Genomic DNA, 25,435 nt, shown 5'->3' with positions numbered 1-25,435 from the left:
CCTAGAAGGCCCATGAAGATCTTGGGGTTCTGGCCCTGCCGCGTGAGCGGCGGGGCCAGACTCGTTGGTGTGGCGATGGGCGAGTGGGTCGGGGAGACCGTCGGGCCGGATGTGTGGGAGACGTGCGGGGAGTTGATCCCGGCAGGAAGCGTGTTCGCGTTCCTGGCCGAGCATCGGAGTGCCCTGTTTCCGGCGGAGATGTTCGCGGACATGTATCCGTCGGCGAATGGGCGGCCGAGCATGCCGCCGCAGATCCTGGCCGCTGCGATCACGCTGCAGGCCCTGCACGGGCTGTCGGATTTCGAGACGGTCCAGGAACTGCGGTGTGATCTGCGGTGGAAGGCTGCGTGCGGGCTGGGTCTTAACGACATGGCGTTCGACCCGTCGCTGCTGGCCTACTTCCGCCGCCGCCTGGCCCGCTCCGCCCGGCCGAACCGGGTCTTCGAGGCGGTGCGTGAGGTCGTGAAGGCCACCGGTGTCCTGAAGGGCAAGCACCGCCGGGCGCTGGACTCCACGGTGCTGGACGACGCGGTGGCCACCCAGGACACCGTCACCCAGATCATCGCCGCGATCCGGGCGGTGATCCGCGAGGTTCCCGGCGCCGGGCAGGTGTCGGCCGTGCAGTGCACCGCGCACGACTACACCGAGCCGGGCAAGCCCCGCATCGCCTGGAACGACGAGCAGGCCCGCGCCGAGCTGGTCGATGCCCTGGTCGGCGACGCGGTGCGGCTGCTGGGCCACCTGCCCGAGCAGCAGCTGGGCGAGAAGGCCGCCAACGCGGTCGGCATCCTGGCCCTGGTCGCCGGGCAGGACGTCGAGCCGGCCGAGGACTCCGACGGCCGCGACGGACGCTGGCGCATCACCCGGGGCACCGCCCCGGGCCGGATGGTCTCCACCGTCGACCCCGAAGCCCGCCACGTGCACAAGACCCGGACCCACCGGCAAGACGGCTTCAAGGCCCACCTCGCCGTCGAGCCCGAGACCGGGTTATACACGGCCGTCGCCCTGCGGCCCGGTGCCGGAGCCGAGCACCACGAAGCCGCCGTCGGCATCGGCCTGCTCGCCGACGAGGACGCCCCGGTGGACGCCTTCGGTGACACCGCCTACTCCACCGGCGATGCCCGCCACACCCTTCAGCAGCAAGGACACCGGCTGTTTTTCAAACCCGCCCCGCTGCGGCCCGCCGTTCCCGGCGGCTTCACCTTCGACGACTTCGCCATCGACACCACCGCCGCCACCGTGACCTGCCCACAAAAGCACACCGTTGCGCTCTCCGGCCCCGGTGGGCAGCACCACCAGCGCAAGGCAGCCTTCGGGGACCTGTGCACCGGCTGCCCCCTGCGTGAACGGTGCACCAAGGCCAAGGCCGGACGCATCCTGACCATCCGCCCCCACCACGACCTCCTCGCGGCCGCCCGCCACCAGGCCACCACAGACGCCAACTGGCAGGCCGACTACCGCCGTTGGAGACCTCCGGTCGAGCGCGCCGTCGCCTGGATCGTCCAACAAGGCAACCGCCGATTGCGCTACCGCGGCACCATCAAGAACGACACCTGGCTCCACACCCGCGCCGCCGCCCTCAACCTCCGCCGACTCATCAACCTCGGACTCACCCGAGCCAACGGCACCTGGCACCTCACCCCAACCAGCGCATAACCGAAGGGGCCGCCCGGCCTGCGGCCGGACAGCCCCTCAACAAGATCTTCACGAGCCTTCTAGCCCGCGGGGGGACCTCACCGATGGCACAGCTCTGGGTACGCGACGGCATGGACCCGGAAGCCCCGGATGCGGTCGTGGTCGCCGTGGTGGTGGATCCGGCGGGGACCGCGGAGGAGCGGGCCGTCGCCGCGCTGTTCTCGTACGCCTACGACGGCGACGGCACCTTCCTGCTCGTGCGGACGGACGGCTGGGCCGAGCGGCGGGTGGACGGTGACGTCCTGACCGTCGAGATCGTCGTCCACCGGGCCGTGCTCGACGCGCTGGGGATCGACGGGGCCGGATTCCCGGAGCGCCCGCTTGTCCGGCCGGACGCGGTCCGGCTGCTGCGGGTGAGTACGCCCGTCGTCGGCGGCCGGTACGACCGGGCACTCGACGTGACGGCCGTGCTGTCGGCACCGGCCGGTGCGGCAGCCGAGCAGATCGTGGCCGACGTCCACTCCGGCGAGGCGTGGCCGCTGATCCTGGCCCCACCGCCTCCGACGGCCGGCTGAGCACGCTCCACGCACCATCCCACGGCGATGGGCCGGCCTTCTTACCCGTTTTTAATAGGGTCCCTATATAGGCGCGTGATATTTTTAGGTGTATGGACCACGCAGCATCGGAAGACATCGCGCGGACGCTGACGCACATGGCCGGGATCGTGGTCCGGAGCCTGGCGGACCGCCGGGGGATGAGTTACACGACCGCCTCGACCCTTGGCCGGCTGGAGCGGGAAGGCCCGGTGCGGCTGACCGCGCTGGCGGCGGCGGAAGGCGTCACCCAGCCCTCGATGACCCAGCTCGTCGGGCGGCTGGAGAACCAGGGGCTGGCGACCCGGGTCGGCGATCCCGACGACGGCCGGGTGGCCCTGGTCACCATCACCGACACCGGACGCGAGGCGCTGACCGAGCTCAGGCAGGCGCGCAACGCGCGGCTGGTCGGCCTGATGGCCGCGCTCTCCGAGGACGAGCTCCAGGTCCTGGGGTCGGCCGTGCGGACCGCCCTGCCGCTGCTGCGGCGGATGGCCGACGAGGACCTTTCCGTATCCTCCCGAGGAAAGAGCAGCCCATGACCACGGAGGAAACGTCCCACCGCACCGCCGTCCCGCCCGGCGGACCGTCCCGCCGACGCACCGCCTGGATCGGCGTCGACCACCCCCGCTACAAATGGGTGGCGCTGACCAACACCACCCTCGGCATCCTGCTCGCGACCATCAACAGCTCGATCGTGCTGATCTCGCTGCCCGGGATCTTCACCGGCATCCGGCTCGATCCGCTCCAGCCGTCCAACGTGAGCTACCTGCTGTGGATGCTCATGGGCTACATGCTGGTCACCGCCGTGCTGGTGGTCGCCCTCGGGCGGCTCGGCGACATGTGGGGCCGCGTCCGCATCTACAACGCCGGTTTCCTGATCTTCACCGTGACCTCGGTGATCCTCTCCCTCGACCCCTTCCACGGGGCGAGCGGGGCGCTGTGGCTGATCGGCTGGCGGATCGCGCAGGCCGTCGGCGGCGCCATGCTGATGGCCAACTCCGCGGCCATCCTCACCGACGCCTTCCCGGCCCGGCAGCGGGGCATGGCCCTCGGGGTCAACATGGTCGCGGGCATCGCCGGGTCGTTCGTCGGCCTGGTGCTGGGCGGGGCGCTGGTGACGTGGAACTGGCGCTCGGTCTTCTGGGTCAACGTCCCCATCGGCCTCATCGGCACGGTGTGGGCGTACAAGTCGCTGCACGAGACCGGTGTCCGCACGCCGGGGCGGATGGACTGGTGGGGCAACATCTCCTTCGCCGTCGGACTGACCGCGCTGCTCGCCGGCATCACCTACGGCATCCAGCCCTACGGCGGCCACACCATGGGCTGGACCAACCCCTGGGTGCTGGCCGGGCTGATCGGCGGTGTCGTCGTACTCGGCGCCTTCTGCGTGATCGAGGCGCGGGTCGCCGAACCGATGTTCCCCCTGCGCCTGTTCCGCAACACCGCCTTCGCCGGCGGCAACGCGGCCGCGCTGCTGGGCTCCATAGCGCGCGGCGGGCTGCAGTTCATGCTCATCATCTGGCTGCAGGGCATCTGGCTGCCGCTGCACGGCTACGACTACGCCGACACCCCGCTGTGGGCCGGGATCTACATGCTGCCGCTGACCGTGGGCTTCCTGGTGGCCGGGCCGGTCTCCGGGTACCTGTCGGACAAGTACGGAGCGCGGTTGTTCGCGGCCGCCGGGTTCGTGGTGATGGCCGCGTCCTTCGCCGGACTGCTCGTCCTGCCCACCGACTTCGACTACTGGGTCTTCGCGCTGCTGATCTTCCTCAACGGCCTCGGCGGTGGCCTGTTCGCCGCGCCCAACACGTCGATCATCATGTCGAGCGTGCCGGCCGACGCCCGTGGCGCGGCCTCCGGGATGCGGGCCACGTTCCAGAACGCGGGCATGGTCCTGTCGATGGGCGTCTTCTTCTCGCTCATGGTGGCCGGGCTCTCCGGCTCGCTGCCGCACACGCTGTCCTCCGGGCTGACCGCGCAGGGGGTCCCGGCCCAGGCCGCGCACGCCGTCGCCCAACTCCCGCCCGTGGGCGTCCTGTTCGCCGCCTTCCTCGGCTACAACCCCATCCAGAACCTGCTCGGCGGCACGATTCTCGGTCACCTCCCGGCGGCCAACGCCGCGAACCTGACCGGGCGGGAGTTCTTCCCCCACCTGATCTCGCCGCCGTTCCACGACGGCCTGAGCGTGGTCTTCTCCCTGGCCATCGCGATGTCCCTGGCCGCCGCGGCGGCCTCCCTGATCCGAGGCCGCACCCGCCCCCGGACAGCGGCCGCCGGACCACCCGCGAACTCCGGGAACGCCCCCGCCGCGACTCTCACCGCTCACCGGAACGCCCCTGCCGAGGCCGCGACGAACTCCGGTGAGGAGGCTGCCGCCACCCCGGACTCCGGGGACGCCCCCGCCCCGGTGACGAGTTCCGGGAGCGTCACCGGCCTCGCGGGTCGCGTCGAGGGGGACGACGGGCGTCCCGTCGGCGGCGCCACGCTCACCCTCGTCGATCAGCGCGGTCGCCAGACCGCCCGGGCCCGTACCCGCGAGGACGGCGCCTACGGGCTGCCCCAGCCCCCGCCCGGCTCCTATGTGCTGGTCGTGTCGGCCGAGGGCCACCAGCCCAGGGCCGTCGACCTCACCGTCGGCGACCGGCCCGTCTCCCGCACGGTGACGCTGACCGGTGCCACGGGCCTGCACGGCACCGTCCGCGACGCCGACAAGGCCCCGGTCGGCGAGGCGACCGTCGTCGTCCTCGACGCCCACGGCGAGGTCCTGTCGACCACGACCACCGCGGCGAACGGCACCTACACGATCCCCGGCCTGCCCCCGGGCGCGTGCACCCTCCAGGTGAGCGCCTACGGACACCGCCCGGCCGCCGTACCGGTCGACGTCGACGGACGCGGTGCCACGCGCCAGGACGTGACCCTGCACCCCGCGGGCACGGTCGCCGGCACCGTCCGCCATGCCCGCACCGGCCGGCCCGTCGCCGACGCCCGCATCACGCTGCTCGACGCCGACGGCGTCCTCGTGGCCTCGGCCCGCACCGCCGACGACGGCACCTACACCCTCACCGACCTGACGCCCGGCGCCTACACCCTTGTCGCCGGCGGCCACCCGCCCGCCTCCGCCACCGTCACCCTCGACAGCGCCGACACCCCATCGGTCGACCTGGATCTCGGCCGGTGACCGCCCCCGGCGCGGAGCCGGGCCGTACGGCGGTACCTTCGTGCTCACGTCGACGAGGAGAGTGAACGTGAGCAAGTTCGTGCGGCCGGCCCCCGAGGGAGCGGACCCCTTCGGCACCGCCCGTCTGCGCCGCGGTGTGCTCGACGCCTGGGCCACCAGTCCCGCCCGCTTCCGTGAGGACGCCAACGCCGAGGAGGACCTCGTCCTCGGCGGCTACCGGGACCGTCTCGTCGTCGAGCTCGCCCAGAACGCGGCCGACGCGGCGGCCCGCGCCGGGGTGCCCGGCCGCCTGCGGCTGACCCTTCGCGACGGCGTCCTCGTCGCCGCCAACACCGGCGCCCCGCTCGACGCGGCCGGCGTCGAGTCCCTGGCCACCCTCCGCGCCTCCGCCAAGCGGGAGAGCGGGCAGGGCGCGGTCGGCCGGTTCGGTGTCGGCTTCGCGGCCGTCCTCGCCGTCACCGACGAGCCCGCGGTCGTCGGCCGGCACGGCGGTGTGCGCTGGTCGCTGGCCGAGGCGCGCGAGCTGGCCGCCGACACGGCACGGCACAGCCCCGGGCTCGGCGACGAGATCCGGCGCCGGGACGGGCACGTACCGCTGCTGCGGCTCCCGTTCGCCGCCGAGGGCTCGGCCCCGGACCCGTACGACACCGTCGTCATCCTGCCGTTGCGCGACCCCGCCGCCACCGACCTCGCGGAGCGGCTGCTCGACGCCGTCGACGACGCCCTCCTGCTCGCCCTTCCCGGCCTGGCGGAGGTCGTCGTCGAGACGGACACCGTCCGCACCCTGCGGCGCGGCACCGACGGGCCCTTCACGGTCGTGGAGGACTCGCGGGGCGGTACGACCCGCTGGCGCACCGTCTCCGCGCAGGGCGCCCTCACCCCGGACCTCCTCGCCGACCGGCCGGTGGAGGAGCGGCTGCGTCCCCACTGGTCGGTCACCTGGGCCGTACCGGCCGACGCGGACGGCAGCCCGGCCCGCCCGCGCACGAGCCCCGTCGTCCACGCGCCGACCCCGAGCGACGAGCCCCTGGGCGTTCCCGCCCTCCTCATCGCCTCCTTCCCCCTCGACACCACCCGCCGCCACGCCGCGCCCGGCCCGCTGACCGACTTCCTCGTCCAGCGCGCCGCCGACTCCTACGCCGAACTCCTCGCCGCCTGGCGGCCGGTGACCGAGGGCGTCGTCGGCCTCGTCCCCGGCCCGCTCGGCAAGGGAGAGCTGGACGGCGCCCTGCGCGCGGCCGTCCTGGAGCGGCTCCCGCGCACGTCCTTCCTGCCCCCGGCGCTGGTCTCCGCCGAGGACGACTCCGACCTCCCCGACACCCTGCGGACCGCCACCGCCGAGCCCGGCGAGGACCACGGACCCGACCTCGACCTCCCCGAGTCCCTGCGCCCCCGGGACGCCGAGATCGTCGAGGGCGCCGGGGCCGACACCGTGCGGGTGCTGGCCGAGGTGCTGCCCACCCTGCTGCCCGCCGGGCTCGAACGGCGGGCGGAACTGCGGACGTTGGGCGTCGCCCGGGTGCCGCTGACGGACGCCGTGGACCGGCTCGCCGGGCTGGAGAAGGAGCCCGGCTGGTGGCGCCGGCTCTACGACAGCCTCGCCGGCGTCGACCCGGACCGGCTGTCCGGGCTGCCCGTGCCGCTGGCCGACGGGCGGACGACGATCGGCCCGCGCCAGGTGCTGCTGCCCACCGCGGACGCCTCCCGGATCGACCCGGAGGTGTTGGCCCGGCTCGGTCTGAAGGTCGCCCACCCGGACGCGGCGCACCCCCTGCTGGAGAAGCTGGGCGCGCTGCCCGCGACGCCCCGCGCGGTGCTCACCACGCCCCAGGTCCGGGCGGCCGTCGCCGCCTCCCTGGACGACGAGGGCGGCCTGGACTGGGAGCAGGACACCCCGGACGCCGAGGAGTTGGCGGACACCGTGCTCGGGCTGGTGCGGGACGCCGGCCTCGAACCCGGGGACGAGCCGTGGCTCGGCGCCCTCGCCCTGCCCGACGAGGACGGGGAGCCGGCCCCGGCCGGCGAACTGGTCTTCCCCGGCAGCCCCTTCCACCAGGTGATCCGCGAGGGCGAACTCGCCACGGTGGACGCCGAACTGGCCGACAAGTGGGGCCAGGAGCCGCTCGCCGCCTGTGGCGTGCTCGCCGACTTCGCCCTCGTCCGGGCCACCGACGTGGTCCTCGACCCCGACGAACTGGAGCCGCGCGAAGGGGACTTCGCCGAGCCCGACGACGCGGGGCTGCTGGACGCCGTGGACGTGTGGAGCGAGGACGTCCTCGACCGCTTCCCGGACGCCCCGGTGCCGCCCGTCGCCACCGAGCTGATCGCCGTACGGGACCTGGACCTGGTGGACGACGACAAGTGGCCCCAGGCCCTGGCCCTGCTCGCCCGGCCGCCCCTGCGCGACGCGCTCACCCAGCCGGTCCGCGTCCTCCTGCCCGACGGCACCCACGAGGTCGTACGGCCGTACACGGCATGGTGGCTGCGCGGCCACCCGGTGCTGGACGGCCGCCGCCCGGCGGGCCTGCTGGCGTCCGGCGGGGACCCGCTGCTGCGCGGCCTGTACGACGAGGCGGACGCCACCGGCTTCGAGGACGAGCAGGTGCTGCGGGCACTGGGCGTACGGACGTCCGTCCCGGCGCTCCTGGACGAACCGGGCGGCGCCGCGGAGCTGCTGGACCGCCTCGCCGACCCGGACCGCCCGGTCACCGCCGCCCAACTGCACGCCCTGTACGGCGCGTTGGCGGACCTGGACCCCGAGCAGGTGACCCTCCCCGACGAGCTGCGCGCGGTCGTCGACGGCCGCGTGACGGTGGTGGACGCGTCCGACGCGGTGGTCGTCGACTCCCCGGACCTGCTGCCCTTCACCGAGGGCGTCCCCCTGCTCCCGGTCCGCCCCGCCCGCGCCGCCGAACTGGCCGAACTCTTCCAGGTGCGGCGGCTGAGCGAGTCGGTGCCGGGCTCGGTGGACTCGCAGGGCACGGAACACGACGTACCGGAGGCGGTACGGGTCCTGCTGGGCCCCCGCACCCCCGCGACCTACGTCGAACACGACGAACTCCTCGTCGACGGCACCGAACTGGACTGGCGCCTCACCACCGACGGCACCCTCCACGCGGCCACCCTGGAGGGCGTGGCGGCCGGCCTCGCCTGGGCCGCCGGCCAGTGGCCCCGCCGCTTCGAGGTGGCAGCCCTCCTGGAGGACCCGTCCCGGACGGAGGAACTGGCCCGGGACCGCTGGTTCGACTGACCGACGCCGAGCGGCCCTTCGACTGCGGCCGTCCGGAGGATTCTCCGGGCGGCCGTTTCTCCGTACCTCGCAACGGCTTCGTCATCAACGAACAAAGTCCGCGGAGTCGTACAACCATTCACAGCCGTCACGGATCTGATCCGCTGAGCCAACAGGCTCCTAAGATCTCTTTCTCCCCATGGGGAACACATGCGCATACGTGCCACCGTGGCCGCCGTCACCGGCGCCCTGGCTCTCTCCGCGTTCGTCGCGCCGGCCGCGCACGCCGCCGGCAGTACGACGCTGGACGTCACCTTCTCCAACATGAAGGTCAACGGCGGCAAGGCCGTCGTCGTGCCCGCCACGGGCTCCGTGAAGTTCTCGGTCACCTACACGGTGACCCACGCCGCCACGCTCAAGAGCAGCGACTTCTCCACCATCCCGGTGATCTACCGCGGCTCCAGCATCGAGTCGTCCCAGTACGGTGTCGCCCCGGACGACCTGGGCACCTGCACGGACACCTCAACGACTGTCGAGAGCTGCAAGGCCACCCTCAGCGCCAGCCGCGCGGATCTGGTCAACAGCATCGCCGGCGCCTGGCAGGCAGGCGGTGTCGCCTTCGACAAGGACGACAATCCCACCTTCGGGAACGGCCTCGGCAAGGTCCTCGTCCAGCGTCTGTCCAAGCTGACGGTCAACGCCACCCCGGAGCCGGTCAAGAAGGGCAAGACCATCACGGTCACGGGCTCTCTGACCCGCGCCAACTGGGACGCCGGCAAGTACTCGGGCTACGCCGGCCAGAAGGTGAAGCTGCAGTTCCGTAAGAAGGGCTCCAGCACCTACACCACCCTCAAGACCATCACCACCAGCTCGACGGGCACCCTGAAGACCACCACCAAGGCCACGGTCGACGGTTACTTCCGCTACTCCTTCGCGGGCACCACGACGACCCCGGCGGTCAGCGCCACGGGCGACTTCGTCGACGTCAGGTAAGCGGCACCGGTCCTATACGGGGATGCGGCGGTCCACCCACCTCCACAGCACCTCCAGGGTGGCCGCCGCCACCACCGCGATGCCGACCGCGATCCACGGCATCGTCACGCCCACCAGCTTCAGTGCGAAGAAGTGCTGGAGCCAGGGGACGATCAGGACGAACAGGAAGGCCACGCCCATCGCGGCGACCAGGACCACGCGCCACCAGGTGTAGGGGCGGGCGATGATCGCCAGGACCCACATGGAGATCAGGAACAGGGTCAGGGTCGCCGCGCTCGTCTCCGCGTCCAACTGGCCCGCGCCCGTGTAGTGGTGACGGGCGATCAGATAGGTGATGAACGTGGCCACCGCCGCCACCACCCCGCCCGGGATCGAGTACCGCATGACCCTGCGCACGAAGTGGGGTTTCGCGCGCTCCGTGTTGGGGGCCAGGGCGAGGAAGAAGGCCGGGACGCCGATGGTCAGCGTGGACAGCAGGGTCAGGTGGCGGGGCAGGAAGGGGTATTCGACCCGCCAGCAGACCACCATGACGGCCAGCAGGACCGAGTAGACCGTCTTCACGAGGAACAGGGTCGCCACCCGGGTGATGTTGCCGATCACCCTGCGGCCCTCCGCCACCACCGACGGCAGCGTCGCGAAGCTGTTGTTCAGCAGGACGATCTGCGCCACCGCCCGGGTGGCCTCCGAGCCCGAGCCCATCGAGACGCCGATGTCCGCGTCCTTCAGGGCCAGTACGTCGTTCACGCCGTCCCCGGTCATCGCGACCGTGTGCCCCCGGGACTTCAGCGCCCCCACCATGTCGCGCTTCTGCTGCGGGGTGACCCGGCCGAAGACCGTGCCGTCGTCCAGCGCCTTCGCCATCTCCTCCTGCCCGGTGGGGAGGCTGCGGGCGTCCACCGTCGTGCCGTTCAGGCCCAGCTTGGCCGCCACCGCGCCCACCGACACCGCGTTGTCACCGGAGATGACCTTGGCGTGGACGTCCTGCTCGGCGAAGTAGCGCAGGGTGTCGGCCGCGTCCGGACGCAGCCGCTGCTCCAGTACGACCAGGGCGGTGGGACGGGCGCCCCGGGCCGGCTCGGCGTCGTCCAGGTCGCGGGAGGTGCGGGCCAGCAGCAGGACCCGTAGCCCCTGTTCGTTGAGGCGTTCGGTCTCCAGGAGGGCGGGATCGTCCGCGCCGAGCAGGACGTCCGGCGCCCCCAGCAGCCAGGTGCTGGTCTCGCCGTCGCCCTCGTCGAAGGTGGCGCCGCTGTACTTGCGGGCGGAGGAGAAGGGCAGCGCCTCGGTGCGGCGCCAGTCCTCGACGTCCGGGTAGGCGTCGATGATCGCCTGCAGGGAGGCGTTGGGCCGGGGGTCCGCCTCGCCGAGGGCGCCGAGCACCTTGCGCACGTACGACTCGTCCGCGCCCTGCAGCGGCCTGAGCTCGGTGACGTCCATGCCGCCCTCGGTGAGGGTGCCGGTCTTGTCGAGGCAGACGGTGTCGATGCGGGCGAGGCCCTCGATGGCGGGGAGTTCCTGCACCAGGCACTGTTTCCGGCCAAGGCGGATCACGCCTATCGCGAAGGCCACGGAGGTCAGCAGGACCAGCCCCTCGGGGACCATCGGGACGATGCCGCCGACCGTGCGCGCGATCGAGTCCTTGAGGCCGTGCTGCTTGACGAACAGCTGGCTGATCACCAGGCCGATCGCGGTCGGGATCATCATCCAGGTGACGTACTTGAGGATGGTGGAGATGCCGGAGCGCAGTTCGGAGTGGACGAGGGTGAAGCGGGAGGCCTCCTCGGCGAGCTGGGCGGCGTAGGCCTCGCGGCCCACCTTGGTCGCCTGGAACGCGCCACCGCCGGCGACCACGAAACTGCCGGACATGATGCGGTCGCCGGGCCGCTTGACCACCGGGTCGGCCTCACCGGTCAGCAGTGACTCGTCGATCTCCAGCCCGTCGGCCTCGACGCACACCCCGTCGACCACGGCCTTGTCCCCGGGTCCGACCTCGATCAGGTCGTCCAGCACGATCTGCGCCGTACTGACCTCACCCGCCACCCCGTCCCGCCGTACCGTCGGCCGGGCCTCCCCGATCACCGCGAGCGAGTCCAGGGTCCGCTTGGCCCGCCACTCCTGGATGATCCCGATCCCGGTGTTGGCGAGGATCACGTACCCGAACAGGCTGTCCTGGAAGGGCGCGACGAACAGCATGATCAGCCACAGCACACCGATGATCGCGTTGAACCGGGTGAAGACGTTCGCCCGGACGATCTCGCCCATCGACCGGCTGCTGCGCACCGGTACGTCGTTGACCTGTCCGCGCGCCACCCGCTCGGCGACCTCGGCCGCGGTCAGTCCGCGGGTCGCCACCGGCAGGGGTACGGGGTGCACAGGATCGAGTTCGGCGCCCGCGTCGATGTGTGCCATGCATTCGACGGTACGTGCGGTTTTGGGCCCTCACCCGCCGAGTGACCGAAAGATCCGACCACGGGAGGAGCGGACTCGTGCGGTGGTTGTACGGCCTACTCGGCCGCCCCCTCCCCGAGTACCGACCCTTCTCCGTGCGCGGATCCGTCGCGGAGCGCGGCCCCGTCCTTCTGGGCCGCCGACCGCTTGATCGCCGCGTCCCGCTTCCGGACGAACCAGACGCCGTACAGCCCGAGGACCCCTCCGGTGAGGCAGGTCCACAGCCACCAGGTGTGCCCGTGGTCGTCGAACCAGCCGTAGAACGGCAGCTGCGCCAGGAAGAGGACGAACCAGAGGATCGTGCCGCCGGTGATGGTGGCGACGACGGGGCCCTCCAGGGGCTCCGGCGCCTCGTGCTGCGGGGTCCACTTCGCCATGCGCCCAGCTTACGAGGTGATCAGGTCTACGCGCGGAGATAGCGCCCCTGTGTTCATATGTTCATACTGAAACAGTTTCCGTCTGTCCGTATCTGCTCGTAGGAACCTCCAATGTCCAGCTCGGCCCCCACCAAGGTCCCCGCCCCCGACCAGCCCGGGGCCCTGCCCGCGTCCGGTGCGCTCGACCGCTACTTCAAGATCTCCGAAAGGGGCAGCACGCTCGCCCGGGAGATCCGTGGCGGCTTCGCCACCTTCTTCGCGATGGCCTACATCATCGTGCTCAACCCGATCATCCTGGGCAGCGCGAAGGACATGTACGGGCACCACCTGGACAACAGCCAGCTGGTGACGGCCACGGCCGTGACGGCGGCGTTCACCACGCTGCTGATGGGCGTCGTCGGCAACGTGCCGATCGCGCTCGCGGCCGGCCTCGGCGTGAACTCGGTCGTCGCGCTCCAGCTCGCGCCCCGGATGTCCTGGCCGGACGCGATGGGCATGGTCGTCCTCGCCGGTTTCGTGGTGATGCTGCTCGTCGCCACCGGACTGCGCGAGCGTGTGATGAACGCCGTGCCCTACAGCCTGCGCAAGGCGATCTCCATCGGCATCGGCCTGTTCATCATGCTGATCGGGCTCGTCGACTCCGGTTTCGTCACCCGTATCCCGGACGCCGCCCAGACCACCGTCCCGCTCCAGCTCGGCGCCGACGGTCACCTCAACGGCTGGCCGGTGCTGGTCTTCATCCTGGGCGCGCTGCTGACCCTCGCGCTGATCGTCCGCAAGGTCTCCGGCGCGATCCTGATCTCCATCGTCACGATGACCGTCCTCGCGGTGATCGTCAACGCGGTCGCGAAGGTCCCGTCCTGGGGTCTGACCACCCCGAAGTGGCCCGGCAACCCGGTCGCCACCCCGGACTTCGGCCTGATCGGCAAGGTCAGCCTCTTCGGCGGCTTCTCCCACGTGGGCGTGCTGACCGGCGTGCTGTTCGTCTTCACCGTGCTGCTGTCGTGCTTCTTCGACGCGATGGGCACGATCATGGGCGTCAGCGACGAGGCCAGGCTGACCAACGCCAAGGGTGAGATGCCCGGCATCAACAGGGTCCTGTTCGTGGACGGCATCGCGGTCGCCGCCGGCGGCGCCAGCTCCTCCTCGGCCACCACCTGCTTCGTGGAGTCCACGGCCGGCGTCGGCGAAGGGGCCCGTACCGGCTTCGCGAACGTCGTCACCGGCGCGCTGTTCGCCGTGGCGCTGTTCCTGACCCCCGTCGCCACCATGGTCCCCTCCCAGGCGGCCACCCCGGCGCTGCTCGCGGTCGGCTTCCTGATCCTGGCCGGATCGGTCAAGGAGATCGACTGGGCCGACCACACGCTCGCCATCCCGGCCTTCGTGACGATGGTGATGATGCCCTTCACCTACTCGATCACCAACGGCATCGGCATGGGCTTCATCACCTTCGCCGTCCTGCGGCTGGCGGCCGGCCGGGGCCGGGAGGTCCCGGTGCCGATGTACGTCGTCGCGGCGGTGTTCGGCTTCTACTACCTGATGCCGGCCCTGGGGCTCACGTGACCCCGTAGAACCTCTCGGTCTCCTCGACGGCGGTCTGGAACCGCTCGTCGAAGTCATCACGAATGAGCGTCCGGACGACATAGTCCTGGACGCTCATTCCCCTTTTGGACGCGTGGTCCCTGAGCCGCTCCAGCAGCTCCCGGTCTATTCGCAGGCTGAGCACTTCTGTCCCCATGGGACGAGGGTCGCTGGCGGCTTCCGGCGAGCGGTCAGTTTCCGGCGTCGTCTCACCCGTACGGGTGAAGCTCCCGTTTCAGTGGCGAGGGTCACGGGAATCTGCTTGCGCGCCAGCTTGTTTAGCGAGAGTAATGAGTTACGCTAAAGAGATGCCGGACCTCACCCATGGCGACGACGCTGCCGCCGTGAACGCCCTTCGCTCAGCCGTCATGCGGCTGTCCCGTCGGCTCAAGCACCAGCGCGTCGACGAGTCGCTGAGCCCCACCGAGATGTCGGTGCTGGGCACCCTGTCGAACTGCGGCAGTGCCACGCCGGGCGAGCTCGCCCGCAAGGAGCACGTCCAGCCGCCGTCGATGACCCGCATCGTCGCGCTGCTGGAGGCCAAGGGACTGGTCCGGCTGGAGCCGCACCCCGAGGACCGGCGCCAGAAGGTCGTCACCAAGACCGAGCAGGCCGAGGCCATGCTCGCGGAGAGCCGCGCCAAGCGGAACGCGTTCCTGGCGGGCCTGGTCGAGGGCCTGGACGAGGACGAGTGGGCCAAACTGCGCGCCGCCGCCCCCGTGCTGGAGAAGCTCGCCCACCTGTAAGCAGCAGTACGTCGTCGCACGCGAGTGAGCCGCAGGGGACACCGACCGGCGCTCCCCGGAGGCGAACGAGCAAAGAAAAGAGGAGGCGAACCCTTTGAGTTCGGGACCCGGAGCAGAATCCGCCCCCGCACCGACCACCCCCCACACCTCACCGCCCGCCCCCGCAGCCCCCCGCAAGTCCTCGATGTTCAGCTCGCTGCGGATCCGTAACTACCGGCTCTTCTTCGCCGGCCAGGTCGTCTCGAACATCGGCACCTGGATGCAGCGCATCGCCCAGGACTGGCTGGTCCTCAGCCTCACCGGCTCCGCGACCGCCGTCGGCGTCACCACCGCCCTGCAGTTCCTGCCGATGCTGCTCTTCGGCCTCTACGGCGGCGTCCTCGTCGACCGGCTGCCCAAGCGCCCCGCGCTGCTGTTCACCCAGTCCGCGATGGCCCTCACCGGGGTCGCGCTGGCGTTGCTCACGCTCTCCGGCCACGTCCAGGTCTGGCACGTCTACGTCGCCGCGTTCGCCGTCGGTCTCGCCACGGTCGTCGACAACCCGGCCCGGCAGTCCTTCGTCTCCGAGATGGTCGGCCCGGACCAGCTGCAGAACGCGGTCAGCCTGAACTCCGCCAACTTCCAGTCCGCGCGCCTCGTCGGCCCCGCCGTCGCCGGCGTGATGATCACCGGCGTGGGCACCGGCTGGGCGTTCCTCTTCAACGGGCTGTCGTTCGCCGCGCCCATCGCGGGACTGCTGCTGATGCGGGCGCGCGAGCTGCACACCGTCCAGCGCGCCCCGCGCGGGAAGGGCCAGCTGCGGGAGGGCCTGCGGTACGTGGCCGGGCGGCCCGACCTGATCTGGACCATCGTCCTGATCGGGTTCATCGGCACCTTCGGCTTCAACTTCCCGGTGTACCTGTCGGCCTTCGCGGACGACGTCTTCCACGCCGGAGCCGGTTCCTACAGCGCCTTCAACACGCTGATGGCGGTCGGTTCCCTGGTCGGCGCCCTGCTCGCGGCCCGGCGCGGCACCGCCCGGATGCGGGTGATGATCGCGGCGGCGGTGGCCTTCGGCGTGCTGGAGCTGGTGGCGGCCGCGGCGCCGTCCCTGTGGCTCTTCGCCCTGGTCATGGTCCCGATCGGCATGTTCGGCATGACGGTCAACGTCACCGCCAACACCACGGTCCAGATGGGCACCGATCCGGCCATGCGCGGCCGGGTGATGTCGCTCTACATGATGGTGTTCATGGGCGGCACCCCGATCGGCGCGCCCATCGCCGGCTGGATCACCGACACCTACGGCGTCCGGGCGGGTCTGGCGGTCGGCGGCGCGATCGCGGCGGGCGCGGCGCTCGTCATCGGCCTGGTCCTGGCCCGCGTCGGCAACCTCCGCCTCTCCCTCGGCTGGCACCGGGGCCACCCGGTGGTCCGGTTCGTACCGCGCGAGGAACTGGCGCCGGCGGCGTGAGGAGCGGGGTCAGTCGCGGGGGAACTCGTCGGTCTTGAGGACGAGGCCGACCACCGTCCCGGTCAGGTCGATGTCGTCGCCGAAGTCGAGACTGACCTCGCCCCGGTACTCGCCGTCCTTCGGCAGGGTGTGCAGGTGCCACGTTCCGGTGTACGGATCCACGATCAGGTACACCGGAACGTCCGCGAGGGCATAGGTGGCCTTCTTGGGGCCGTAGTCGTTGGCGGCGGTGTCCCTGGAGATCACTTCGGCGACGAATTCGACGTCCTTGTAGTGCCAGCGGCCCTTGTCGTCCCACTGCGCCTCCTCGGCGATCAGCGTGACGTCGGTGGCGAATCCGTTGAGGCGGCCGGGGTAGTCGATGCGGACGTCCGACATCAGACGCTTCCTGGGATACCGGCTGCGCAACTGGTCGAGGATGTCGAAAGTGATCTGCCAATGAGTGCGGCGCTGCGGTGACATACAGATCTGACCCCCGACGATCTCGGTCTTGTATCCCTCGGGGATGGGCATCTTCTCGAGCCACTCGAACATCGTGTCGAGTGTGAGCTCGTCACCGCTGTCGGCCATCTCGATCCTGTCTTCCAGGACGGTCATCGTGGCGCTCCTCCCCGCTGCGTCCCGGACAAACGCAGCCGCGCGGTACAACGATACGCACGGTGACCGGGTCACGCAGGACGTCACGGCGAGACCGGCCCGCAGGACTACAGCCTCCGGGCCAGTACCTGTCCCGGCCACCGCTCGCCGCCGTACGTCTGCGTCCGCGCGAAGCCGTTGCTCTCGTAGTAGCGGACGAGCCGTCCGTCGCCGCCCGCGTAGCAGTCCACCCGCAGCAGGGAGATCCCCGCCCGCCGGGTCTCCTCGGCCGCGTGCGCGAGCAGCGCGCTGCCGATGCCGTGGCCCTTGAAGCGGCGGTCCGAGGCGAGCCAGTGGATGTAGCGCTCGGGCTCGCCCGGTGGCTCCAGGTCCGCGAGGTAGGCGCCGGGGGCGTCGGTGAGCGTGAGGGTGGCGGCCGGTACGCCGTCGGCCTCGGCGATGTAGGCGACGCCCTCCTCCATGTACCCGACGACCGACGCCACCGTCTTCTCGTGCCGTGACAGGGGCTCGGTCCCCCACTGGCCGCCGCGGCCCTGCGCCACCAGCCACTCCACGCAGCTGTCGAGCATGCCGAGTATCACGGGGACGTCGTCGGGTCCGCTTTCTCTGATGGTGATCTCCATGCCCCCATGGTGGCAGGGTGGTCCGCATGAGACTCTTCGCCGCCGTGCTGCCCCCCGAGGACGTGACCGGTGAACTGGCCGCCGCGGTGGACGAGTTGCGCAAGCTGCCGGGCGGGGAGGGCCTGCGCTGGACAGGCCGGCCGGGATGGCACTTCACTCTCGCCTTCTACGGCGAGGTCGGCGACGACGTCGTACCGGAACTGTCGGACCGGCTGCGGCGGGCCGCCCGGCGGTCGGCTGCCTTCGCGCTGGCGCTGCGCGGCGGCGGGCAGTTCGGGCACGGACGGGTGCTGTGGACGGGGGCCGAGGGCCAGACACAGGAGCTGCGGCTGCTCGCGGACCGGGCGGAGGCGGCCGGGCGCAAGGCCGGGGTGGACATGGGGGAGCACCGGCGCTACAAGCCCCACCTGACGGTCGCGCGCGGCCGGGACGCGCGGGACGTACGGCCGTATCTGACGGCCCTGGCGGACTTCACGAGCCGGACCTGGACGGTCTCCGAACTCGCTCTCGTGCGCAGCGACCTGCCGAAGTCCGGGGTGCCGGGGGAGCAGCCCCGCTACGAGGCGGTCGCCCGCTGGGCGCTCGGAGGGGCCGGTTAGGCTCGGGTACGTGGACCCGAAGACCCGGAACCGGATCATGGCCGGTGTGCTCGTGCTGTTGTTCGTGGTGGTGGCGTTGGCGGCGGCGCTCGGGAAGTAGCCGAGCCGACCGCCGCCACACCGCCGTGCCGCCTACCAGGCGAAGGCCTCCGGGGAGGGGCCCGGGCCGGGGAAGATCTCGTCGAGGCCGGCCAGCAGCTCCTCGCTGAGCTCCAGCTCGACCGCCCGCAGGGCCGACTCCAGCTGCTGCGCGGTGCGCGGGCCGACGATCGGGCCGGTCACGCCGGGGCGGGTGAGCAGCCAGGCGAGGGCGGCCTCACCCGGCTCGACACCGTGCTTGTCGAGCCGGTCCTCGTACGCCTGGATCTGCGCGCGGATGGTGGTGTTGGCGAGGGCGTCCGCGGCCCGGCCGCTCGCCCTGCGTCCGCCCTCGACCTCCTTCTTGATCACACCGCCCAGCAGACCGCCGTGCAGCGGCGACCAGGGGATCACCCCGAGGCCGTACTCCTGCGCGGCCGGGATGACCTCCATCTCGGCGCGGCGCTCGGCGAGGTTGTAGAGGCACTGCTCGCTGACGAGGCCGATGGTGCCGCCGCGCCGGGCGGCGGTCTCGTTGGCCTGGGCGATCTTGTAGCCGGGGAAGTTCGAGGACCCGACGTAGAGGATCTTGCCCTGGGTGACCAGGGTGTCGATCGCCTGCCAGATCTCCTCGAAGGGGGTGGCGCGGTCGACGTGGTGGAACTGGTAGACGTCGATGTAGTCGGTCTGGAGCCGCTTGAGCGACGCGTCGACCGCCCGCCGGATGTTCACCGCCGAGAGCTTGTCGTGGTTGGGCCACGACTCGCCGTCGGCGGCCATGTTGCCGTACACCTTGGTGGCGAGGACGACCTTGTCGCGCCGCTCGCCGCCCTTGGCGAACCAGTTGCCGATGATCGATTCGGTACGGCCCTTGTTCTCGCCCCACCCATAGACATTGGCCGTGTCGAAGAAGTTGATGCCGGCGTCCAGCGCCGCGTCCATGATCGCGTGGCTGTCGGCCTCGTCCGTCTGCGGTCCGAAGTTCATCGTGCCGAGGACGAGTCGGCTGACCTTGAGTCCCGTGCGTCCGAGCTGCGTGTACTTCATGACCACCTAGCCAACGGCGTGGAGTGCGCTCTAGGCAAGGACCTTCAGGAGACCGGCTGCAGGAAGGCGAACAGGGCACGGGCCCGGGTGCCGTCCGGGGCCTGCCAGGCGCCGGCGACATGACCGGTCGCTCCCTCGGGGGCGGTCTCCAGGGCGGTGGGGCGCAGGATCCGGCAAAGGCGCAGGCCGCCGCCGAGGGAGGTGCCGTCCTCGTCGTCGGTGACGGTGACGGGCCAGTCCGGGGAGGGGAGACCGGAGCCGGCGTAGGAGCGGGTGACCTCGTGGTCGGGGGTGTCGGTGAGGCTCTGCGCCTGGGCTTGGACGCGGCCCTCGAACAGGGCCAGGAGCTGGGCGTACAGCACCGGGTCGTGGACGCCGTCGTACGCCCAGCGAGGACCGAGCACGCCGTGCTCCATGGTGCCGACGAGGGCGTCCTCGGCGCCGGGGAGCGGGGCGCCGCGGTAGGTGAGCGGCACGTGGTAGGCGACGGGTTCGGGGCCGGAGGTGTCGAGGGCCACCATGAACTCCATCCCGACCTCGCCCGCCGGGTCGTCCAGCCGGAATCCACCGGCCTTGGTCAGCTCCGGCTCGCCCGCACCGACGTACCAGGGGCGGGTGGGCAGCCAGGCGGTGAGCAGTTCCAGCTTGGTGGGCTTGAGGGTGGTGTTGTGGATGATCGCCATGCGACGGATTCTGTCAGTCAGTCGCGGGGGAACTCATCCGTTTTCAGGGTGAGGCCGAGGTCCGTGAGGGTGAGGTCGACGTCGCCCCCGAAGCCGACCGTCGTCTCCGTCATGTAGTCGCCGTCCTTGGGCTGGGTGAACAAGTGGCACTTGCCCTGGTAGGGGTCGGCGATGAGGTAGACGGGGACCTCGGCGCGGGCGTACGCCGCCTTCTTGGGCCCGTAGTCGTTCTGCGCCGTCCCTTTGGAGATGACCTCGGCGACGAACTCGACGTCCTGGCGGAGCCAGAGGCCCTTCTCGTTCTTCTCGGCGCCCTCGGCCACGAGGGTCACGTCGGTGGCGAAGCCGTTGAGATGACCCGGGTAGTCGATCCGGACATCGGACTTCACGCGCCTGCGCGGGTACTTGGTGCGCAGTTGCTCGACGATGTCCAGGATGATCTCCCAGTGCGTGTCCCGCTGCGGCGTCATGAAGATGGCCCCCTCGACGATCTCGACCTTGTAGCCCTCGGGGGTGGTCCGCTCAAGCGACTCGAACAGTTCGTCCAGAGTCAGCTCACCGCTGTCGTCGGCCATCTCGATCCTGTCTTCAAGGACGGTCATCGTGGCGCTCCTCCCCGGCTGCCCCATGGACGAGTACAGACACGCAGTACAACGATACGCACGGTGACCGCGTCACGGTCCCGGTCGACGCTGCTCCGCGTAAGGGTCTCCGATGTCCCACGCCTGGTGCATGGCGTCGGCGAAGGCCGCCGCGATCTTGTGTTCGCCGCTCGCGTTCGGGTGGGTGCCGTCGTAGGTGTCGTGGTGGATGTCGTACGAGGGCGGGGGCGAGACCAGGAGGAGGGGGGAGCGGGGTTCGTCCAGGTCCGCGAGGGTCTTGGCCAGCAGCTCGTTGAAGAGGGTCACCTGGGCCGCGAACGGCTCGTCAGCGGTCGCGCGGACGTTCGGGATCACCGGCAGGACGGCCATCCGGACCCGGGCCCTGGCCGACCTCGCCTCCTCGACGAAGGCCCGTACGTTCTCCGCCGTCTGCTCCGCGTTGGTGTAGAAGCCCAGGTCGATCAGGCCGAGCGAGACCAGCAGCACATCCGCCCGGTGCGTACGGACCGCCTCGCCGATCAGCGGAGCCATGTGCACCCAGCCCTCACCCCAGCCGGCCAGATGGGCGCGCGGGAAGTCGGGGTCCGCGTACTCGTACGACGTGGGCGCGTCCGTCGCCTTGTCGTGCAGCGTCTCGCGCGGACCGACCAGGGCGAACGGGCCGCCGTACGTCTCGCGCAGGTGCTGCCACATGCGGTACCGCCAGGTGTGTTCGCCCGCGCTCCCGATCGTCATGGAGTCGCCGACCGGCATGAACCTAAGCATCCGCTCATGATGGACGATCAGGGAGGGATCAAGCGGACGGGCCGGGTGTGAGGCCCGCCACGGTGGGCGCGAGGGGCGTGCCCCGTGAACCGGCCCCCGGGATGGCAGGCTTGGGGACATGCGCCGACCGTTCGCTCTTCTCGCCGGGGTCCTGCTCGTGGGCGTCTTCGCCGTGCCCGCCTCCGCCGACGGCAAGGGGGACAAGGGGTTCACCATCACGGACCCGCGCATCAAGGAGTCCAGCGGGCTCGCCGCCTCCCATCTCCACCCCGGGATCTACTGGACCCACAACGACAGCAGCGACGGGCCGTACATCTACGCCGTCGACAGCGCGACCGGCAAGACGGTCGCCCGGATCACCCTCAGCGGTGTCGGCCGGCCGCGTGACGTCGAGGCCATCTCCATCGGGCCGGACGACGATATCTACGTCGGCGACATCGGGGACAACCTCGGCGGCAAGTGGCCGTACGTGTGGATCTACCGGCTGCCGGAGCCGAAGAAGCTCACCGACCAGACGATCAAGGCCACGCAGTACGTGGTCAAGTACTCGGACGGGGCGCGCAACGCCGAGTCGCTGGTCGTCGACCCGAAGACCGGCCGCACGTACATCATCGACAAGAACGAGGACGGCGGGCATCTCTACGAGGGCCCCGCCAAGCTCTCCGCCTCGGGCAGCAACATCTTCCGGCCCGTCGCCCCCGTCGACCTCTGGGCCACCGACGCGGCCATCTCCCCGAACGGCAAACAGCTCGCCGTGCGCGGCTACTTCGGCGGGATCTACTACGCCTGGAACGGCGGGAAGATCAAGCGCGAGGGCCGGCTGGACGTGCCGTTGCAGGGGCAGGGCGAGTCCGTCAGCTACTCGCCGGACGGCACCAAGCTCCTGTACGGCAGCGAGGGCGAGGACAGCCCGGTGCAGGCCGAGGACGTACCGGGCGACGAGTCCAAGACGCCCGGCGCGGGCGGGAGTTCGGACGCCTCGGGGGCGAGCGGCGGGGGCGTCGGCGGCAACGTCAAGATCGGCGCGCTCGCGGTGGTGGTCGCGGCGGCGGCCGTGTTCGGGATCCGGCGGCTGGGCCGGCGCGGTTAGGGCCTGCTCCAGGGCGCCGGGCTTCGGGCGCGCGGCTCGTGCGCTCTCTTGTATTGACGCGAGCATGACCTATCGGTTTGCTGGGTGGTGCGCGGGATGTGGGAGCGCTCCCACCGGTTCCGGGTCCGCGCCCACCCGAAAGGAACCAGGCACATGTTCCGCAAGCTGCGAAGAGTGCTGTGCGCCGTCGCCGCGGCGCTGGTGCTGCCGCTGGCCGGCGTCCACACGGCGGACGCGGCCGACGCGCCCGGGGCCGGCTACTGGCACACCAGCGGCCGGCAGATCCTCGACGCCGCCGGGCAGCCCGTCCGGATCGCCGGCATCAACTGGTTCGGCTTCGAGACCGGCAACCACGTCGTCCACGGCCTGTGGTCCCGCGACTACAAGTCCATGATCGACCAGATGAGGTCGCTGGGGTACAACACCATCCGGCTGCCCTACAGCGACGACATCCTCAAGAGCGGGACCGTCCCCAACAGCATCGACTTCAGCGGCGGGAAGAACGCCGATCTGCAGGGACTCGACTCCCTCCAGGTCATGGACCGGATCGTGGCGTACGCCGGGCAGGACGGCCTCAGGGTGATCCTCGACCGGCACCGCCCGGACTCCGGCGGCCAGTCGGCCCTCTGGTACACCGCGGCCGTCCCCGAGTCGACCTGGATCGCGAACCTGAAGTCCCTGGCGGCGCGGTACAAGGGCCAGGACACCGTCATCGGCATCGACCTGCACAACGAGCCGCACGATCCGGCCTGTTGGGGCTGCGGCGACCAGGCTACCGACTGGCGGCTCGCCGCCCAGCGCGCGGGCAACGCGGTCCTGTCCGTCAACCCCGACCTGCTGGTCTTCGTCGAGGGCGTGCAGACGTTCAACGGCGTCTCGGGCTGGTGGGGCGGCAACCTGATGGGCGTGGCCCAGTACCCGGTGCGGCTGAACGTCGCGAACCGGGTCGTGTACTCGGCCCACGACTACGCCACCAGCGTGGCCCAGCAGAGCTGGTTCAACGACCCGACGTTCCCCGCCAACATGCCGGGTGTGTGGGACAAGTACTGGGGCTACCTCTTCAAGCAGAACATCGCGCCCGTGTGGGTGGGCGAGTTCGGCACCACGCTCGCCTCGACGACGGACCAGAAGTGGCTGGCGGCGCTGGTGAGTTACCTGCGGCCGACGTCGACGTACGGGGCGGACAGCATCTCGTGGACCTTCTGGTCGTGGAATCCCAACTCCGGTGACACGGGCGGGATCCTGAAGGACGACTGGCAGACCGTGGACACGGTGAAGGACGGGTATCTGGCCAGCGTCAAGGCACCGCTGTTCCCGGGGACCGGGGGTGGATCCGGTGGCGGTGGTGGCGGTAACGGAGGTGGTGGTGGTGGCGGTTCGGCTGCCTGCAGCGCCTCGTACGCCGTCAGCAGCGACTGGGGGAGCGGCTTCAACGCCGAGGTGAAGGTGACCAACACCGGTACCACGGCGATCAGTTCGTGGAAGGTGACCTGGAGCTGGAGCGGCTCGCAGCAGGTCACGAACATGTGGAACGCGTCGTACACCCTGAGCGGGCAGACGGTGACCGCGGTGAACGCGGCTCACAACGGGAGTGTCCCGGTGGGGAGTTCGGTGAGCTTCGGGTTCGGCGGCGCTCCGGGCGGGGGTGCGGTGCCGAGCGTGAGCTGTACGGCGGCCTGAGCGCGAGCAGGACGCGCGGCGCGAGGGCCCTGTCACCGACAGGGCCCTCCGACAAGCCGCGCCCCGAAGGGGGCTGACCAGGGAGTTACAGCTTCTCGATCACGTAGTCGACGCACTTCGTGAGGGCCTCGACGTCCGACGGGTCGATCGCCGGGAACATCGCGACGCGCAGCTGGTTGCGGCCCAGCTTGCGGTAGGGCTCGGTGTCGACGATGCCGTTGGCGCGCAGCACCTTGGCGACGGCGGCCGCGTCGATCTCGTCCGCGAAGTCGATCGTGCCGATGACCTGGGAGCGCTTGGCCGGGTCGGCGACGAACGGGGTCGCGAACTTCACGTCCTCCGCCCAGCCGTACAGCGTGCGCGCGGAGGTGGCCGTGCGGCGCACCGCCCAGTCCAGACCGCCCTGGCCGTTGATCCACTCCAGCTGCTGGTTCAGCAGGAAGAGGGTGGCGAGCGCCGGGGTGTTGTACGTCTGGTTCTTGCGGGAGTTGTCGATCGCCGTCGGCAGACTGAAGAACTCCGGGACGTGACGGCCGGAGGCGTGGATCCGCTCGGCCCGCTCGATCGCGGCCGGGGAGAAGACGCCGATCCACAGGCCGCCGTCGGAGGCGAAGGACTTCTGCGGGGCGAAGTAGTAGACGTCCGTCTCGCTGACGTCCACCGGCAGGCCGCCGGCGCCGGAGGTGGCGTCGACCAGGACCAGGGCGCCCTCGTCGGCGCCGGCCACGCGCTTGATGGGCATGGCGACACCGGTGGAGGTCTCGTTGTGCGTGAAGGCGTAGACGTCGACGCCCGCCTCGGCGACCGGCTCCGGGTGCGTGCCGGGGTCGGCGGAGATGACGTCCGGCTCGGCTAGCCACGGGGCCAGCTTGGCCGCCTTGGCGAACTTCGAGCTGAACTCGCCGAAGGTGAGGTGCTGGGACTTGTTCGCGATCAGTCCGTGGGTCGCGATGTCCCAGAACGCCGTCGAGCCGCCGTTGCCGAGGACGACCTCGTAGCCGTCGGGGAGCGAGAACAGCTGGGAGATCCCCTCGCGCACCTTGCCGACCAGGTTCTTCACCGGAGCCTGGCGGTGGGAGGTGCCGAGGAGGGAGGTACCGGTTGCGGCCAGCGCGTCCAGCGCGTCCGTCCGCACCTTGGAGGGGCCCGCGCCGAATCGACCGTCGGCGGGCTTGATGTCAGCGGGAATCTGGATCTCAGCCACGAGCCGGAGGGTATCTCTTCGGCGAAACCGGACGGAAACGTGTCCGTTCGATGAGACGGGTTCTCCGGCCCGTGGACTTGTCGGAATGCACCAACATCTTGCGGATCTATGAGGTCAGGCGGTCCGGCAGGCCGAAGAGGTCCAGGGTCTCCTCGATCACCTGCGACCAGTCGGCCTCGCCGGACAGCACCAGGGATCGCTGGTCCGGGTGGAGTGACAGGTTGAGCACCGCGTTGA

At 70.9% G+C, this 25,435-nt stretch carries 23 protein-coding genes; 12 read left to right on the top strand and 11 right to left on the bottom strand.

The genetic code is table 11. From position 1 onward, the window contains the following. Positions 1–75 precede the first annotated feature (75 nt). The 6 genes from MKW14_RS29475 (at position 76) to MKW14_RS29445 (ending at position 9,631) form a co-directional block, all read left to right on the top strand. Complete coding sequence (locus tag MKW14_RS29475) at positions 76–1,656, top strand: IS1182 family transposase (protein ID WP_240867493.1); 1,581 nt, start codon at positions 76–78, stop codon at positions 1,654–1,656. A gap of 83 nt (positions 1,657–1,739) precedes the next feature. After that, positions 1,740–2,210, top strand: a complete 471-nt coding sequence (locus tag MKW14_RS29470; RefSeq protein ID WP_240867478.1) for a hypothetical protein — start codon at positions 1,740–1,742, stop codon at positions 2,208–2,210. Between the two features lie 92 nt (positions 2,211–2,302). Further along, positions 2,303–2,770: a MarR family winged helix-turn-helix transcriptional regulator gene (locus tag MKW14_RS29465; protein ID WP_240867476.1), complete on the top strand. Its 468-nt coding sequence runs from the start codon at positions 2,303–2,305 to the stop codon at positions 2,768–2,770. Next, positions 2,767–5,409 carry an MFS transporter gene (locus tag MKW14_RS41635; protein WP_374116611.1) on the top strand — a complete coding sequence of 881 codons (2,643 nt, stop codon included), beginning with the start codon at positions 2,767–2,769 and terminating at the stop codon, positions 5,407–5,409. The genes MKW14_RS29465 and MKW14_RS41635 overlap by 4 nt, the downstream gene beginning before the upstream one ends. Before the next feature lie 67 nt (positions 5,410–5,476). Next, complete coding sequence (locus MKW14_RS29450; protein WP_240867472.1) at positions 5,477–8,659, top strand: sacsin N-terminal ATP-binding-like domain-containing protein; 3,183 nt, start codon at positions 5,477–5,479, stop codon at positions 8,657–8,659. A gap of 189 nt (positions 8,660–8,848) precedes the next feature. Then, complete coding sequence (locus MKW14_RS29445; RefSeq protein WP_240867470.1) at positions 8,849–9,631, top strand: hypothetical protein; 783 nt, start codon at positions 8,849–8,851, stop codon at positions 9,629–9,631. Positions 9,632–9,643: 12 nt separating this feature from the next. On the opposite strand, the gene MKW14_RS29440 is transcribed toward MKW14_RS29445, so the two are convergent. Together MKW14_RS29440 and MKW14_RS29435 are read right to left on the bottom strand one after the other, a co-directional pair. Continuing rightward, on the bottom strand, positions 9,644–12,037 hold the full coding sequence (locus MKW14_RS29440) for an HAD-IC family P-type ATPase (protein WP_240867467.1): 2,394 nt from the start codon (positions 12,035–12,037) through the stop codon (positions 9,644–9,646). 95 nt (positions 12,038–12,132) lie between these two features. Next, on the bottom strand, positions 12,133–12,453 hold the full coding sequence (locus MKW14_RS29435) for a DUF2530 domain-containing protein (RefSeq protein ID WP_240867466.1): 321 nt from the start codon (positions 12,451–12,453) through the stop codon (positions 12,133–12,135). A 111-nt stretch (positions 12,454–12,564) separates the two neighbouring features. On the opposite strand from MKW14_RS29435, the gene MKW14_RS29430 reads away from it, so the two are divergent. After that, on the top strand, positions 12,565–14,016 hold the full coding sequence (locus MKW14_RS29430) for an NCS2 family permease (RefSeq protein WP_240867464.1): 1,452 nt from the start codon (positions 12,565–12,567) through the stop codon (positions 14,014–14,016). Here MKW14_RS29430 and MKW14_RS29425 read toward each other — a convergent pair. Continuing rightward, the gene (locus MKW14_RS29425; protein ID WP_240867462.1) at positions 14,009–14,191 is read right to left on the bottom strand and encodes a BrnA antitoxin family protein; all 183 of its coding nucleotides are present in this window, start codon (positions 14,189–14,191) and stop codon (positions 14,009–14,011) included. The two genes, MKW14_RS29430 and MKW14_RS29425, sit on opposite strands and share 8 nt — an antisense overlap. A gap of 151 nt (positions 14,192–14,342) precedes the next feature. Between MKW14_RS29425 and MKW14_RS29420 the strand changes: the two genes are divergently transcribed. Both MKW14_RS29420 and MKW14_RS29415 read left to right on the top strand, forming a co-directional pair. Further along, positions 14,343–14,780 carry a MarR family winged helix-turn-helix transcriptional regulator gene (locus MKW14_RS29420; RefSeq protein WP_208782087.1) on the top strand — a complete coding sequence of 146 codons (438 nt, stop codon included), beginning with the start codon at positions 14,343–14,345 and terminating at the stop codon, positions 14,778–14,780. Positions 14,781–14,874: 94 nt separating this feature from the next. After that, positions 14,875–16,230 (top strand): MFS transporter, encoded by a 1,356-nt coding sequence (locus tag MKW14_RS29415; RefSeq protein WP_240867460.1) that lies wholly within the window; start codon positions 14,875–14,877, stop codon positions 16,228–16,230. Positions 16,231–16,239: 9 nt separating this feature from the next. On the opposite strand, the gene MKW14_RS29410 is transcribed toward MKW14_RS29415, so the two are convergent. Beyond that, positions 16,240–16,827: a Uma2 family endonuclease gene (locus tag MKW14_RS29410; RefSeq protein ID WP_240867456.1), complete on the bottom strand. Its 588-nt coding sequence runs from the start codon at positions 16,825–16,827 to the stop codon at positions 16,240–16,242. A 107-nt stretch (positions 16,828–16,934) separates the two neighbouring features. Further along, complete coding sequence (locus MKW14_RS29405) at positions 16,935–17,450, bottom strand: GNAT family N-acetyltransferase (protein WP_240867453.1); 516 nt, start codon at positions 17,448–17,450, stop codon at positions 16,935–16,937. Between the two features lie 26 nt (positions 17,451–17,476). Between MKW14_RS29405 and thpR the strand changes: the two genes are divergently transcribed. After that, on the top strand, positions 17,477–18,049 hold the full coding sequence (gene thpR, locus MKW14_RS29400) for an RNA 2',3'-cyclic phosphodiesterase (protein WP_240867451.1): 573 nt from the start codon (positions 17,477–17,479) through the stop codon (positions 18,047–18,049). Between the two features lie 132 nt (positions 18,050–18,181). Here the strand turns inward: thpR and MKW14_RS29395 are convergent, their stop codons facing one another. From MKW14_RS29395 to MKW14_RS29380, 4 genes are all read right to left on the bottom strand, one after another. After that, the gene (locus MKW14_RS29395; protein WP_240867448.1) at positions 18,182–19,174 is read right to left on the bottom strand and encodes an aldo/keto reductase; all 993 of its coding nucleotides are present in this window, start codon (positions 19,172–19,174) and stop codon (positions 18,182–18,184) included. A 44-nt stretch (positions 19,175–19,218) separates the two neighbouring features. Next, entirely contained in the window at positions 19,219–19,857 is a 639-nt protein-coding gene (locus MKW14_RS29390; protein ID WP_240867446.1) for a maltokinase N-terminal cap-like domain-containing protein, read from the bottom strand. A 17-nt stretch (positions 19,858–19,874) separates the two neighbouring features. Further along, entirely contained in the window at positions 19,875–20,459 is a 585-nt protein-coding gene (locus MKW14_RS29385) for a Uma2 family endonuclease (RefSeq protein ID WP_240867444.1), read from the bottom strand. Positions 20,460–20,531: 72 nt separating this feature from the next. Beyond that, positions 20,532–21,224, bottom strand: a complete 693-nt coding sequence (locus MKW14_RS29380) for a GDSL-type esterase/lipase family protein (RefSeq protein ID WP_240867441.1) — start codon at positions 21,222–21,224, stop codon at positions 20,532–20,534. A gap of 118 nt (positions 21,225–21,342) precedes the next feature. Here MKW14_RS29380 and MKW14_RS29375 point away from each other — a divergent pair, with 118 nt between their 5' ends. Both MKW14_RS29375 and MKW14_RS29370 read left to right on the top strand, forming a co-directional pair. Next, complete coding sequence (locus MKW14_RS29375; protein WP_240867439.1) at positions 21,343–22,314, top strand: WD40 repeat domain-containing protein; 972 nt, start codon at positions 21,343–21,345, stop codon at positions 22,312–22,314. A gap of 153 nt (positions 22,315–22,467) precedes the next feature. After that, positions 22,468–23,994 carry a cellulase family glycosylhydrolase gene (locus MKW14_RS29370; protein ID WP_240867437.1) on the top strand — a complete coding sequence of 509 codons (1,527 nt, stop codon included), beginning with the start codon at positions 22,468–22,470 and terminating at the stop codon, positions 23,992–23,994. A gap of 85 nt (positions 23,995–24,079) precedes the next feature. On the opposite strand, the gene serC is transcribed toward MKW14_RS29370, so the two are convergent. Both serC and MKW14_RS29360 read right to left on the bottom strand, forming a co-directional pair. Continuing rightward, positions 24,080–25,198: a phosphoserine transaminase gene (gene serC, locus MKW14_RS29365; protein WP_240867430.1), complete on the bottom strand. Its 1,119-nt coding sequence runs from the start codon at positions 25,196–25,198 to the stop codon at positions 24,080–24,082. Positions 25,199–25,304: 106 nt separating this feature from the next. Then, the gene (locus MKW14_RS29360; protein WP_276622105.1) at positions 25,305–25,427 is read right to left on the bottom strand and encodes a hypothetical protein; all 123 of its coding nucleotides are present in this window, start codon (positions 25,425–25,427) and stop codon (positions 25,305–25,307) included. Positions 25,428–25,435: the final 8 nt, after the last annotated feature.

Origin of the sequence: Streptomyces gilvus (assembly GCF_022513565.1) — a bacterium.
GTDB classification, from domain to species: Bacteria; Actinomycetota; Actinomycetes; order Streptomycetales; family Streptomycetaceae; genus Streptomyces; species Streptomyces gilvus.
Note: the sequence above shows the minus strand (reverse complement) of the source record. Positions and strands in the feature narration are given on the sequence as shown.